Origin of the sequence: Paenibacillus tundrae (assembly GCF_036884255.1) — a bacterium.
Lineage (GTDB): Bacteria > Bacillota > Bacilli > Paenibacillales > Paenibacillaceae > Paenibacillus.
Genome location: NZ_CP145605.1, coordinates 1,485,326 through 1,499,533, shown reverse-complemented (window position 1 = coordinate 1,499,533; position 14,208 = coordinate 1,485,326). Strand labels below are relative to the sequence as shown.

Genomic DNA, 14,208 nt, shown 5'->3' with positions numbered 1-14,208 from the left:
CGAGTTGTATAAACCTGGATTTGGAAAAAAAGTGAGTGGTGTTACGCTGCTCATATATCACAAAACAACCTTCTCGATGAGCGAGAAGGTTGTTTTGTTTTGGCGAAACTATGAAATGTGAGGGCCAAACTTGTGCGTGTGCGTAAATGTTGTCATTTTCAATCGGTGTAAAAGAACTCATAAGCTCTTCTACTTACTTCTACTTACTTCTACTTACTTCGATTCACCAAGAAACGCTTCTTTGAAGATGTTCAATACATATTCAAGTGTAGTTGGATCACTATACGTGACAGCTTTCGTTTCCAGCTCAATGACGTGTTTATTCTGAACAGCAGGTATATTGCTCCAAATGGTAGATTTCATAATTTCATTATCCCGAGTCATATCTCTACTGACTACAACAAAATCACCCATGTATTCAGGAAGAACCTCAAGTGATAAGGAGTGATAGCCTTCTTGTAGTGTATCATTCTTCACTTGTTCCGGCATATTCAGCTTCATGGCTTGATATAACGCTTCGGTTCCCCGCGCCCAATGGTCTCCCATGACAAATACTTCTTTTTCAAATATTTCAATTGTGGATACCGTCACGTTATCCCCATATTTAGCTTTGATCTCATTGCCGATGTCTTCTGCTCTTTTCGTGAAATCATCAATCCATGCTTGTGCTTCAGCTTCTTTATTCAGTACTTTACCGATCTCTAACTGTTGATCCAAGTAGTCCAGTTTGCCCCAAGTATACACAATGGTAGGTGCAATCTTAGCCAGTTGTTCTAGATTCTTCGCCGTTGAACCTGCGATGATTAAATCCGGATTCAATGCCGCGATGCTCTCTGGATCCGAGTCTGTTACGATGGCAACATCTTTTAATTTGTCCTGAAACAGCGGATTTGCCGCAGTCCATTCATCCACACCCACTGGTGTTACATCCATAGAAAGTATATTAGGGCCATTCGACAGAGCGACGATTCTCTCGGGCTTGGCCGGAATCTCTACAGGGCCAGTTTCAGACTGATACGTAATTGTATCCGTTGTCTCTTCCTGAGCAGCACCTGTACTTGTTGTATCAGCAGCAGTCTCCTGATTGCTGTTACTAGTTGCATTATTTGAAGCATCGTTACCGCAGGCGCTGGCGATGATCGTGAACAGCATGATCACAATCAACGGCAGGATCATTCTCTTTTTCATCTGTGTTTTCTCCCCTAATCATTAATGATAATCATTATCATTTTATCGTGCTGATTATATGATAGGAGCTCCTAGGGTGTCAATCTTTTTCCTTACACTGCTCCTACTACTCACTAACACGTATAGCGTATCGTTTATTTTGCACAAAAAAAACAGCTTGCAAGATGAATACTTGCAAGCTGTTTTCTACAACATATACTGTTGCTCTGTGACTATCCAATCCCAATCCTTACAACCGTTACCGAAGCTCACCTGCTGACATTAGCAATGTTACTACTTCAGCCCGAGTAGCTTCAGCCAATGGGTTAAACCTATTCTTGCCTGTTCCTTTTACCAAACCTGCTTCATAGGCTGCAGCGATATAAGGAACTGCCCATGCAGGCACCTGATCTGCATCCGCAAAACTCAGTGTAGAACTGGAGTCTACCGGAAGTCCAAGAGCTCTAACTAGCATTACCGTCATCTCTACACGCGACACTTTGCCTGATGATCGGAACGTATCGTCGGTATATCCACTAATAATTCCTTGATCTACAGCCTGAGCAATAAAAGATTGTGCCCAAGCAGGTATCCCAGCAGCATCCTTAAACGTCAACGCTTTGTTGCTGGCCGGAAGGTTAAATGCTCTTGCCAGCATAACAATGAACTCAGCGCGTGTAGCGGAGGCATTCGGGCGGAAGTTTCCATCCTGATATCCATTCACAATTCCCCGGGAAATGGCCTGCTGAATAGCAGCACTTGCCCAATGACTCGCCACATCCCCCAGAACCACACCTGGTGTCGTAGAACCATTCGAACCTGAAGCAGGTGGAGTTGTCGGTTGTGTTGGGTTCGTTGGAGAAGGTGTAGGCGTTGGTGTCGGATTGCTTGGTGCCGGGGTTGGCGTTGTTGGTGCTGGTGTAGTTACACCACCTCCACCACCTGAATTACCTCCACCCGGGTTACTTCCGGAATTCCCTCCGCCGTTACCAGGATTACTTCCTTCCCCTGGCAATGAGCTACCTTTTAGATCGGTACTACGTCCCTCCGTCGCTTGGTTTACCGTACCTACTCGATCAAGGTGCTCATTGAAAATTTCATAATCGACCAGATTCAATTCATAGAATCGATTATCATCCTTAGCAGCTCTCATTGCGCGGTAGAAATCACCGCCGTTGGCCATGAAAGAGTTCGTAGCTACGATATAATATCCATTCGGATCAATATCCGTATACGTTCCGTTCGCATTCTTAATTTGCACTTTGATGATCCGTTTGCCCACTTGTGTTACTTGGTTCGTCACGGAATCAATCTTCTCACCTGGCTTGGTGGAGTCGTAGTAGAATCGCATTCCAGACACTTGCGGGAAGCGTCCTTCTCCCGTTTCCACACCACTTACGCCGTTTTCCAGCGCAGCCGTAATTTCTTTACCTGTCATTTTCAGTGCGGACAGATTATTCCCAAACGGCATTACGGTGAGCAGATCACCTAACGTAATGTCGCCTTCCTTGAAAGAAGCTCGAATACCGCCGCTATTTTGGATCGCTACGTACCCTTTGACATTATTCTCCTTCACAATCAATTTCACTTTCTCCAGCATGCCATCTGTCATCAGATTCCCCAAGTTCGTTTCCTGCTTACGTACACTGTTGCGCTCTCCATCCAGAAATACACTGGTTTTGCCGATTACTGTTTTCTTGAACTTTTCCAGTTCAGGAGCATATGCAGCAAGCTTAGCTTTGGCAACAGGATCCTCCTCGTATATATAGTTACCGGCAGCGTCCTTTGCATCCAGACTCAGTAATTGACCATTCCATTTCTTCAATACGCCCTCTTCATTAAACGTAACATCCAACTTTCCAAGAGAAACGTCATACTCTCCAGTCTGCACAACTAGTGTAGGTTCATCCTGGCTGCCCACAACAATCGGTTCTTTCAGAATCGTATGCGAATGACCGCCTACTACAATGTCAATGCCTTTTACTGCTTCAGCCAGCTTCAGATCCTCGGAGTAACCCAAGTGTGTCAGGGCGATGATTTTGTTAATGCCTTCCTGTTGCAGCATGTCCACCGTGGCTTGGGCACTCGCTCGGTAATCCTCAAACTTCAGCTCATCTCCCGGGGAGGATAGAGATACCGTATCCGCTGTAGTTAGACCAAAAATCCCGACCTGTTCACCATTTACCTCTGTAATAATAGCCGGATAGATTTGGGCGTCCTCCCCCGGTTTGCCAATGCTTTCATTATACAGGCCACTCAGATGCGCATCTTTCCCAAAGTCAATATTAGCACTCACGAATGGGAACTCAGCTTGTTCAATGAAATCTTTTAACACACTGGTACCTTTATCAAACTCATGGTTACCAAAGGTCATCGCATCGTATCCAATCATATTCATGAACTCCAGATCCGCCAGACCATTGAACAGATTGAAGTATAACGTACCCGAAAATACATCTCCTGCATCCAGCACCAGCGTATTATCGTTGCGCACTTCCTTAACAGCCGTGACACGGCGAGGGATGTTATCCAAATGCGCGTGTGTATCATTGGTGTGCAATACCCGCAGATTGAAGTCGCCTTCTTCCGCCGCATCGCCGATGCTTAATTGAGCTAGCAATGGATCATGGTCACTCACCCGTCCACCTGCTGTTTCGAAATCAGCATTCACATGCACGACTTCGATGACTGCTGTATCAGACACATTTTTGCTCACCAGAATGTGATCCAGTGTCTGAGAGTTTCCATCGTAGATGTAGGAGTAACGCTCATTTTCCGGTAGCTTGTTCACTAGATTGTCCAGTTCATTACCTTTGAGAATGTTCAATGTTTTGGAGAACTGGAAGTCATTGAAATCACCAAGAACCGCGACATTAACGTCAGGATCTTTGTTCAATAACTCTTTTACAAAACCATTTACAAGCGTAGCTTGCTTCGCCCGTTGAACCTCACTACTTCGTGTCGCAGGCTGTATACTTCCAAAAGGCTTCAAGTCCCCACCTTTGGAATTGAAATGGTTAGCAACCACAACTACACGCTCACCGTTGAATTCGAATTCCGCTGCAAGCGGTTTGCGAGAGCTAGCAAACGCTTCGTCATTAGGCGCTATTCGGCCGGGATTAACCGAGAGACTACCGTCGGCTTTGACTTCAATCGCTGTTGTCGCTTTGCCTTTGCCCATACCAGAAGCTAACGTTACACGGTTGGGTTGGTAAAGGAATCCTACACGAATATTCGCGCCTGGTGCCCCGCCATCCTTGTTATTTTCTGGAGAAATCTCACTATATCGATAGGTTGGTCCATCGTTTGCCTTGATCGCATCAATTAACGTCTGAAAGCTCTGATCGGCCGCTATTGTACCTGTGTCGGCATCGCCGTCGTTATCTTGGACCTCCATTATGCCAATGATGTCTGGCTTGTTCAGATGATCGACGATGATCTTGCCGATTTTGTCGGCTCTTGCTGCATCCTTCTTACTGAAATTCTCCACATTAAATGTGGCAATCGTCAGTTTGTCTTTGGCTTGCTCTATGGAAGTAATGGCTTGCTTCGTTTCACCGGAGATTACATCTGGCAAGTTCCCTTCGGGAATTACTTTGAAATTGCCAGCAGTGTATGTCATGACGCCAATAACATTACCATCAAGCATATCTCCTGTTTTAACGGCTTTGGAAGGTTTCTTGCCAATAAATAGACGCTGCGGATTGAGATCACTCTCAAACATGCCTTTTCCGTTATCAGTCAATATGACGCCGCCCGAAGGTGTACGCACCGGATTATTCTCTCCGTTATCCACGACAACGGCCAGACCCGGTTGGCTCGAATATGGCCCAATAATTTCGGGATTTTCCAACTCAACACGCATGCCTTCCAGACTCTCATAAAAGTCTATGGCATCTGTCTCTGGATTGAATTGTGCAAATGAATCCGAATCAATAACGGTTGGAATGATACGACCGTTTTTCCCCAGCTTCACTGGTTTGGGTAGATCGACTTGATCCAATGTCTTCACAATCGAGCTCGCTGAAATTTGGGTGGTGGTTAATTCATTAACCGCTCCATATTCCGTCACTTTGCCCGATACCTTCACCTGATTACCGACTTTCATACCATGACTTGGTTTATACACCTGTATCGCTTCAGAAGTGTGATCATCGTTGTCCATCTTGTTCTCCAGCTCCTGCATATAGAAACTGCTGGAACTTACCGAGGTTACAATCCCCTCAATATCCTTCACATCATATCCGTTAAAAACAGATGTATGTCCCGCGCCCTGGATATCGTGGATACGCAAGTCCTCTTTGTTAGGCAGTACTTGATAAGTAAAAGTATATACTCCACTAGATTGTCCATCTAGAATGGCAACGGATTTTATGACCATATCCCGATCAATAACTAGTGGAGAACTATATATAGTGGAAGAAGAAGTAGGCTCCGTTCCATCTGTTGTGTAATGTACGACTGCGTCCTTGGCTGGTGTGGTTAATGTGACTTCATTGTTATGAGGAATTCCGCCTGGCGGAACACTTGCAATTACAGACAGACTATTTTCTACAACATCCGCTGCAGTTCGAGGAAGAAGCTCCAATCCATAATTGGTATGGAACGTAAGTACACCTTGCACATATTCGTAGGTTTTATCGACAGCTAGCGCTGTGGGGGAATTTTTGGCGTATATCGTCATCTCTCCGCCGTATTGATCGGTGGCGTAGAATGTAGAACCACCGCCACTAGTTACCTTAATATCTCTTACTTCGACAAACATACCCTCATACTTCTCACCTGGGCCTTTGTTACTCCGATCTTCCGGTCTTACAAAATCTGTAGAGATCATGCCTTTTGGCTCAGGAATGGTCACATTCTGTTCCACGATATTCAAGTATCCTTCTGTAAAACCTGACTTATCCTTCTCAATCTGAACGAGTCCGTTGTAATGGGTTATCGGTCCGTAAACTTCGATGCGGTCTCCCACGTTAACTTGATTTTTCGCTCGGACTACAATACCTGCGTTATCATCTTGAATATAATAATTCGTGAATTCACCTGCGAGTTCACTGTATGTTACGAGACCAGAAACAGCTACATTCGTATTTGGCGCAAGTACTCGTGCATCGGCAATCGGGATAATCTGCGTATCGTCCGCTACCTGGATTTCGCTATCCATCTGAGCAGGTTCGACAAGTTCAGACTCACTACTTAGTTCATCTTCGATTACAGGCTCATCCGTCTTCTCAGGTAATGGTTGTTGTTCGATTGCTTCATCATCGGGTACCCCTAATCCTGAATCCTCCTGTTGTGGCTGCTCTACTACAACACTGTCATCGTCAGCATACGCAGTACTACCGAATCCACCCATTGGCGCTGCACCAGTTACGATAAGAACGAATACCAGCAACCATTGTGCCCAACGCTTCACTTGCTTGTTGTTCATGTTCTCCCTCCATGTTTTCAACTTAGCAACATTTGTTCAGACAGCTTGTACATTAGTTCAAATATAAGATAACTGAACCCGGATTGCATGTAAACATTATTTTTATAAAATGATAGAAAATAGAACATATACTTTACAAAAATATAATTTATGTTAAATAAAAACTTTAAATCACGCAGTTTCCTGTCTGAATTCGTGACCTTCCCAACTTTCGGTCTAAAGAAATAAGCATATTCGACTACATTACGTTAGATAAACTAACAAATACAGTACACAACTATTATCTTTTCGACATTTTACGATGCCGTCTTTCCAAAGATCATCCTTAGTTCATCTTTAGTCCATCCGGCTTAAGCCTCACCTTATATGCTCAATCTGAACACAGAAAGAAATGCGACGATCATGTTCGACCGCCGCATCTGAGTTGTTGTTATGAGATTAATCTAACATTATTATTTCTTCACTGTGCTGTTATACTGTGCGATCTTATCTGTAATTTGTTTCGCAGCAGCATCCAGAGCTTCCTGTGGTTCACCTTGTCCATTCAGAACGGTCTCGATTGCTCCTTCGACAATTTGTCTTGCTTCTGGGAATACACCCATAACTGCGCCGGAAGTTGCTGTCGAATCAACGGAAGCGTGCAATTGGTCGACTGCTGTCTGGAATTGCGGGTACTTCGCCATATTATCCTTTAATACTTGCTGATCGTAAGCTGCTGTCGTAATTGGGAAGTATCCTGTCGCAACGCTCCAGTTCGCTTGTACTTCTGGTGTCGCCAAATACTTGATGAATTCCCACGCTGCTTGTTGTTGTGCATCGGATTTGTTATTCATAATGTACAAGCTTGCACCACCAACCACGACTCCGCCATCTTTTGCATCTGCTGGGCGTGGCAAGAATCCTGTTCCAAGTTCAAACTTACCGCCAGAGCCTTCTACGATTTTACGCAATCCAGCCGTAGAATCCAGTGTCATACCGATTTGTTGTGCTGTGAATGCTGCTGTTGTATCATCTGTGCTACGTCCCAGGTTAGATACGGTTTTCTCGTCGATCATCTTTTTCCACCATGATAATGTCTTCACGCCTGCTTCGGAGTTCAACAGAGATTCCGTAGCTGCACTGTCTCGACCGTTACCATTGTTTACATAATCTGCATTCTGGTTAGCGAAGAATTGCTCCATGAACCAGCCATAGATCGCCATGGAAGCACCTGGTTTACCGTCTTTGCCCAGTGCTTTGGCTGCTTGTTCGAACTCTTCATATGTCTTCGGTGGGTTCTCTGGGTCCAAGCCCGCTGCTTTGAACATGTCTTTGTTATAGTAGAGAATTGGGTTCGATGTATTAAAAGGCATCGCGTTCAATTTACCATCAATAGTGTAATAACGAATGATGTTTGGCTCCAATTGAGAGAGATCAAAGTTATCCTTATCAATAAATTGCTGTACTGGCGTAATCATGCCAGAGTCAATCATGAACTTACTGCCGATCTCATATACCTGGATGATGTCAGGGCCGCTATCTGATCCCATTGAGGCTTTCAGTTTGTTCAAGCTCTCATCGTATTTACCTTGATAGATTGCTTTTACCTGAATGTCAGGGTGACTAGCATTGAAGTCGGATGCAAGTTGATTGATCGCTTTCTCTCCGGCACCGGACATGGAGTGCCACCAATTCAATTGAACCGGCTCAGTGGTCGCTGCAGCGGCATCCGCTTGTCCACTAGACGCTGGCGTGCTGCTTGTATCTGCTTTGGTACCACATGCGGAGATAACTAACATGAGTGCTGCCAACATTAAAGCGAACGTTCCTCTTTTTTTCAACCGAAATCCCTTTACCATGATCTCTCTCCTTTTTTGGGGCTCATTTCGTAATAAGTGCTTCACTACTCTGCAAGATGGCCGTTACGGATCCGAATCGTTCTTTTGATCGCTGTTGTCTCCAGATTTATTGGAATGATATCTTAATTGTATAAATCCGGAGACAAAGGCGAGCGCATCGCTTCTTCAGAATCGATTCTTCTCCTCCACTACTTTTGCAGTCTAATAAAACCTTATTACAGATTGAGCCTGGTTTACTCGCTCGTAGCATTGGAATACAAGAACCTTTTTCAATGGTGGTAAAGCTCTGATATAACTAGCCTTTCAATGCGCCAGCCGCCATTCCGCGGACAAGCTGTTTCAACCCAAACACCAGCAGCAACAAGGATGGTAGAATGACCATCGCCGTGCCGGCAAATACCAGATTCCATGCAGTGGATTCCTGGAACTCCAGCATCGAAATCCCGATCTGTACTGTTCTCATCTCTGGGGTATTCGTTACAAGCAACGGCCACAGATACGAATTGTACATACTGAGGAATGAATAGATCGCTAGTGTCCCAAGCGCTGGGCGAGATAGCGGTAGGACATGCGATACAAAATATCGGATGTGTCCACAGCCATCAATTTTTGCTGCCTCAAACAGCTCTTTGGGGAGTTGCATGAAGAACTGTCTTAGCAGGAAGGTACCAAACGCCGTAGCCAGGAACGGAACCGTTAAGCCCTGATACGTATCAAGCCAGCCCCAACTACGAACCGTCAGATAGTTCGGAATCATCGTGACTTCCCAAGGGATCATCATCGTCGCGACAAACATACTGAAGATGACGTTTTTCCCTTTAAACTGCATTTTGGCAAAAGCGTATGCAGCCATGCTCGCCGTGATCAATTGCCCCAGCATGGTCAGTCCCGCAACCAGGAAGGTATTCCAGATAAACGTACCAATAGGCACGATATCGAATACTTCGGAGAAGTTGGACAGATCAATCGACTGCGGAATGATATGCGGCGGATAGGCACTTGCATCCTCGGGCGTCATCACAGCCATGAAGAAGGTATACATGACTGGATACAGTACCAGTGCCGCACAGATCGTGAGAAGCACATACAATAAGGTGTTAATCCATGGAGTTCTCATTGATAATGTACTTTCCTTTCTACCCATTTGAACTGAATTAGGGTTAGAAGCATAATGACCGCGAACAGAATCAGTGCCTGCGCACTACCTGTTCCAAAGCGGAAATTAACAAAGGCTTCTTGATAGATCGAGTAGACGAATACGTTTGTACTGTCCATCGGTCCCCCTCGGGTTAGAATGTTGATCTGACCAAACGACTGGAACGCACCAATGATAGAAACCACGCTGACAAAAAACAGCGTAGGTGACAGCAACGGCATTGAGATTTTGCGAAACGTAAGCAACGGTCCTGCTCCATCAATTTTCGCACTCTCATAGATTTCATCCGGGATGCCCTGCAATCCACTAGACAAAATAATGTAATTGAATCCAAGATTCATCCAGATGGTCATGATCGAAATGGAGATTAGTGCCCAATCCGGACTGGTTAGCCAAGGAATCGGATCAATGCCGACTTTTCCTAACAAATAATTCAGCATACCCAGTGTTGGGTGGAACAGAAACTTCCAGATGACCGCGGACGAACCTACAGATAATACAACGGGTAGAGAAAACACAAACTGGAACACACGCATTCCCTTAAATTTGTTATGGGTTAGCGCAGCGAGAATCAGAGCTGCCAGAATGCCCGTTGGCACCGTGAACAGAACGAACAACAACGTCACTTTCATTCCTTGAAGAAACAGCCCGGATTGGAAAACCGCCTTAAAGTTATCCAGTCCTACATAGGCAGCAATCTGTCCCGTAGGATCAGTTGAATGCATACTGAGGTACACAGATTTAAACATTGGATAGAACAGGAACACTGCGAACAAAAGCAGCGATGGTGCCAGGAAACCATAGGCCAGCATATTCTCCCGCATCCGTTGTACTCGGAGCGAAGCCGTACGGCGCTCACTTGTCTTCGATATACGCCGACTAGCAGCAGGCAAGCCGATCCGGTTATCAAGCTCACTCATCGGATTTTCTTCCCCCTTGATTAGCATTCGGTCACGACTCAAGCGTCATAACCACCTTAATCAGTCTATAAGTTCAACATCATTGCAGAATCCATTCTGAATCAACGTAATGTTAATCGTGGACAAGAGGGTTTACCAAACGAATCATGTTGAGGAAGCTTCCATATTAATGGATAAAATGACAAAAAAACCGCATGTCCTCCCTCCATTCGGGAAGTTTCATGCGGCTGTCTTTGTAAAAGCGAAATGAAAAGTCCATTTCCTGAAATATCATTCATTTTACACAAAACTGGAAAATAGCAATTTACAAAGGGGTTATCGTCAATTGCAGGTTTAGAATAACCCTCACCTTCTACCCTTGTTACGTCTATCGATTCAGATGATAGGGCACAGTTGTTACAATAACGTCCTTATAATTAATCAAATAGGTTCGAATCATGAAGCTCGTTTGATTATGCAGTACATTTTGCCACCAATGCTTCGTGATGAATTGTGGGATTAGAATGGTAATGTGATCCGTCTCGGATGTTTTCCACTCCACGGTATCAATGAACTTTTTCAAAGGCCCCATAATGCTACGGTATCTGGACTTCACCACCACGAGACGCACGCCTGGGTTCCACTCTGCCCACTTTTTCTCCATCTTATGAATCGCCTCATCATCGAAACCGATGTATAGTGCTACAACGTTATCTGACATCGTCTGGGCATAACTGATCGTATTCATCACTACCCGTGTAATGCCAGCCACTGGAATCACAATCGTATTGCCTTTTCGAGCTGGTTTCTCCGATTGGATGTCAATTCGCAGCTCATCAGCAATGTTGCAATAGTGACGGTGAATGCGCATGAAGCCATAAACGACGAGTGGTAGGAAAATAAAGATAACCCATGTCTGCGTGAACTTGGTGAAAATAAAAATTAAGGTGATCGACAAGGTCGTCAGCATCCCCACCGTATTAACGAGTAACTTCGTTCTCCAGCCCGCCGGTTTGACTTTGATCCAGCGAATCATCATGCCCAGTTGTGATAACGTAAATGGAATGAACACACCCACCGCGTAGAGGGGAATGAGACTTTCCGTGTTCCCTTTGAACCCCACAACGAGCAATGCAGACATTACACTTAGAAAAATAATACCGTTAGAGAAGCCTAATCGGTCTCCCCTCACCATGAACATATGCGGCATATATTTGTCTTTGGCCATCATGAACGACAACAACGGGAAAGCCGAATATGCTGTATTCGCAGCCAGGAATAGAATGAGTGCTGTCACACCTTGGATGATATAATACATCGTTCCTCTGCCAAACGTTGCTTCAGCAATCTGTGAAATAACCGTTGCCTGAGGATCAGGCTTCACGCCATAACCAAAAGCGAGCAACGTAATGCCGATGAACATTGCGCCAAGAATGCATCCCATCAGCAGTAGGGTTCCTGCTGCATTTTTCTCCGCAGGCTGCTTGAAGTTCGGAATGGCATTACTTACAGCTTCCACCCCGGTTAGTGCAGAACAGCCTGAGCTGAATGCCTTGAGCAATAGGAATATACTTACGTGCGACAGACTGGTTCCGAATTCAGGTGCTGCTGCATGCATACCTCCAGTGAAGAATTTGATCCCACCAGAGATGATAAGTATTGCAATGGAGAAGATAAACAGATATATCGGGAGTGCAAGCACGGATGCTGACTCTGTGACCCCTCTTAGATTCATTATGGTTAAAAATATAATCATCAACAGCGCAATCGCTATGCTGTGATCATGTAGAGCGGGAAACGCCGACGTAATCGCATCGGTTCCTGCAGATGAACTTACCGCAACCGTTAGGATATAGTCGACCAGCAATGATCCTCCGGCGATCAGGCTTGGCGTTGTGCCCAGATTATCTTTGGCGACAATGTACGCCCCGCCCCCTGTAGGATAGGCAAATATCGTCTGACGATAAGAGAATATTAAGATGACAAGTAATCCAAGCACAGCGATGGAGATCGGCACGGAATACCACAGAGCGGCAAATCCAGCCGCAACGAGCACTAGTAAAATCTGTTCCGTACCGTAGGCTACAGACGATAATGCATCCGAGGATAGAATCGCTAGAGCCTTCCATTTCCCCAATTTCTCTCCATCCAATTGCGCCGATTTCATCGGCCTGCCTATTAAGACCCTCTTCATTTTGCCAATCATGATCATGACTTCCTTCCGTCTTTCATGTGTGAAGCATTGTTATTATGCAAAATCGCGAGCGCAATAACAATACGTCATTTCACCTGAAATTCGTCAGCGTGAGATAATGCATTCTACAATTCAATAATGAATAACAAAGCCATTCTTTATGATCTATTTGAACTTTTTTGAGCCAAATTGACGTTTGAATGCCAAAAAAAAGAAACGGACTTCGGTTCGTGAACCAAAGACCATTTCCTTTTCCACTCGTAACCAATATAGATTGAATTATCAATAGTTACACTGACCACTCCGATGACAGAACAACCTTCCGATCGCTGTTATCCCCAGATTTTTTTGATTCCCTCTTCCAAAGGGGTAAATCCGGGGATAGCGTATGCTTCCGATGTAGCTTTCTTTCAGAAAGCTTTCAGCCGAACGCTTCGCTTCTTCACGTTATTTCTGTCCTCTCCGTTCTTGTGTAAATGTCACTTCCAATCCATCGATATATTCCTCTACGAGCAATACATATATTATGTGCCGATGATACCAGGACGCGGGGTCACGCCGAAAGCTTGTGCGAGGGTTGTGAGCTGTTCATCCGTAATTCGCTGTCTAATCTCATGACCAGCAACCAGCATATACACCTGGGCAGCCTTCTCAATCGTCTCGATGAGTCCAAAGGCTTCATCAATCGTTGTCCCTGTACCGAAAATACCGTGCTGTGGCCAGATCACTGCGTGATACTCTTTCATTTTCTCAGCCGTCTCCCGTCCAATCTCATTCGACCCCGGGATCATCCACGGAATGATGCCTACACCATCTGGGAATACAACCACACATTCCGTACACATCTGCCATAACGTCTTCGTAAACTTCGCTTCGTCCAGTTCATGGATGAATGTCATTGCCAGTACATTGGTCGCATGGTTATGCATCACAACCCGGTGATTCGGGTCGATTTTTAGCCGTTCGATATGACTCATGAAGTGGGTAGGCAACTCACTGGTCGGGTTGGCTCCCGATTTCAAGCCCCATAATACCTCCAATTCCTGACCATCCTGCGAGACACGCAGCAATCCGAGATTGCTCTCTGGGTCAGCAAGTACATTTTTGAAATATTTACCCGAAGCGGTCACGATAAAATATTTCCCTGCCAACTCATGTACAGCAAATGCGGGTTTAATCGTACGGATGACGTGATGAATATCGATATACTGAGCAACTTCTTCTTCCTCTAGCAAATAGCTGACGTTACCACCATTACGTTCATCCCAGCCATTTTTCCACATATGCTGTGTAATTTCGGCCATCTCGCGGATGAAGGGAATATTCCAGCCAGCAGGTCGATCCGTTTCGTTCGTTTTATTCGTAAGGGTCACGTTCATGATCATTCTCTCCTTAGATTGCCTCATTTTTTTAGCTAACCACGTACTAGTAAGTTCCTTTTTTCACATTCATTATACCTTTGTTTATCTTTATAAGTCAATCATATTATCGTAATTTTATTTTATTTATCTTTGTTTATGTTT

The 14,208-nt window shown here is 44.9% G+C and carries 7 protein-coding genes; all 7 read right to left on the bottom strand.

Translation table 11 applies throughout. The features are described 5' to 3' along the window. Positions 1-213 precede the first annotated feature (213 nt). Positions 214-1,188 carry an iron-hydroxamate ABC transporter substrate-binding protein gene (locus V6W81_RS06410; protein WP_338542156.1) on the bottom strand — a complete coding sequence of 325 codons (975 nt, stop codon included), beginning with the start codon at positions 1,186-1,188 and terminating at the stop codon, positions 214-216. Positions 1,189-1,426: 238 nt separating this feature from the next. After that, positions 1,427-6,598 (bottom strand): 5'-nucleotidase C-terminal domain-containing protein, encoded by a 5,172-nt coding sequence (locus V6W81_RS06405; RefSeq protein ID WP_338542154.1) that lies wholly within the window; start codon positions 6,596-6,598, stop codon positions 1,427-1,429. 452 nt (positions 6,599-7,050) lie between these two features. Continuing rightward, positions 7,051-8,436 (bottom strand): ABC transporter substrate-binding protein, encoded by a 1,386-nt coding sequence (locus tag V6W81_RS06400; RefSeq protein WP_430701104.1) that lies wholly within the window; start codon positions 8,434-8,436, stop codon positions 7,051-7,053. Between the two features lie 295 nt (positions 8,437-8,731). After that, positions 8,732-9,553 (bottom strand): carbohydrate ABC transporter permease, encoded by an 822-nt coding sequence (locus tag V6W81_RS06395; RefSeq protein WP_056699714.1) that lies wholly within the window; start codon positions 9,551-9,553, stop codon positions 8,732-8,734. Next, positions 9,550-10,512 carry a carbohydrate ABC transporter permease gene (locus V6W81_RS06390; RefSeq protein WP_145050444.1) on the bottom strand — a complete coding sequence of 321 codons (963 nt, stop codon included), beginning with the start codon at positions 10,510-10,512 and terminating at the stop codon, positions 9,550-9,552. Before V6W81_RS06390 ends, V6W81_RS06395 begins: the two co-directional genes overlap by 4 nt. A gap of 367 nt (positions 10,513-10,879) precedes the next feature. Continuing rightward, on the bottom strand, positions 10,880-12,697 hold the full coding sequence (locus V6W81_RS06385; RefSeq protein WP_338542150.1) for an APC family permease: 1,818 nt from the start codon (positions 12,695-12,697) through the stop codon (positions 10,880-10,882). Positions 12,698-13,209: 512 nt separating this feature from the next. Continuing rightward, positions 13,210-14,064 carry a rhamnulose-1-phosphate aldolase gene (rhaD, locus tag V6W81_RS06380; RefSeq protein WP_338542149.1) on the bottom strand — a complete coding sequence of 285 codons (855 nt, stop codon included), beginning with the start codon at positions 14,062-14,064 and terminating at the stop codon, positions 13,210-13,212. Between the last annotated feature and the right edge of the window lie 144 nt (positions 14,065-14,208).

Bases quoted from the DNA above. Each gene is read 5' to 3' on its own strand.
- V6W81_RS06410 (WP_338542156.1), bottom strand. From the start codon at position 1,188: ATGAAAAAGAGAATGATCCTGCCGTTGATTGTGATCATGCTGTTCACG.
- rhaD (WP_338542149.1), bottom strand. From the start codon at position 14,064: ATGAACGTGACCCTTACGAATAAAACGAACGAAACGGATCGACCTGCT.
- V6W81_RS06400 (WP_430701104.1), bottom strand. From the start codon at position 8,436: ATGGTAAAGGGATTTCGGTTGAAAAAAAGAGGAACGTTCGCTTTAATG.
- V6W81_RS06405 (WP_338542154.1), bottom strand. From the start codon at position 6,598: ATGAACAACAAGCAAGTGAAGCGTTGGGCACAATGGTTGCTGGTATTC.
- V6W81_RS06385 (WP_338542150.1), bottom strand. From the start codon at position 12,697: ATGATTGGCAAAATGAAGAGGGTCTTAATAGGCAGGCCGATGAAATCG.
- V6W81_RS06390 (WP_145050444.1), bottom strand. From the start codon at position 10,512: ATGAGTGAGCTTGATAACCGGATCGGCTTGCCTGCTGCTAGTCGGCGT.
- V6W81_RS06395 (WP_056699714.1), bottom strand. From the start codon at position 9,553: ATGAGAACTCCATGGATTAACACCTTATTGTATGTGCTTCTCACGATC.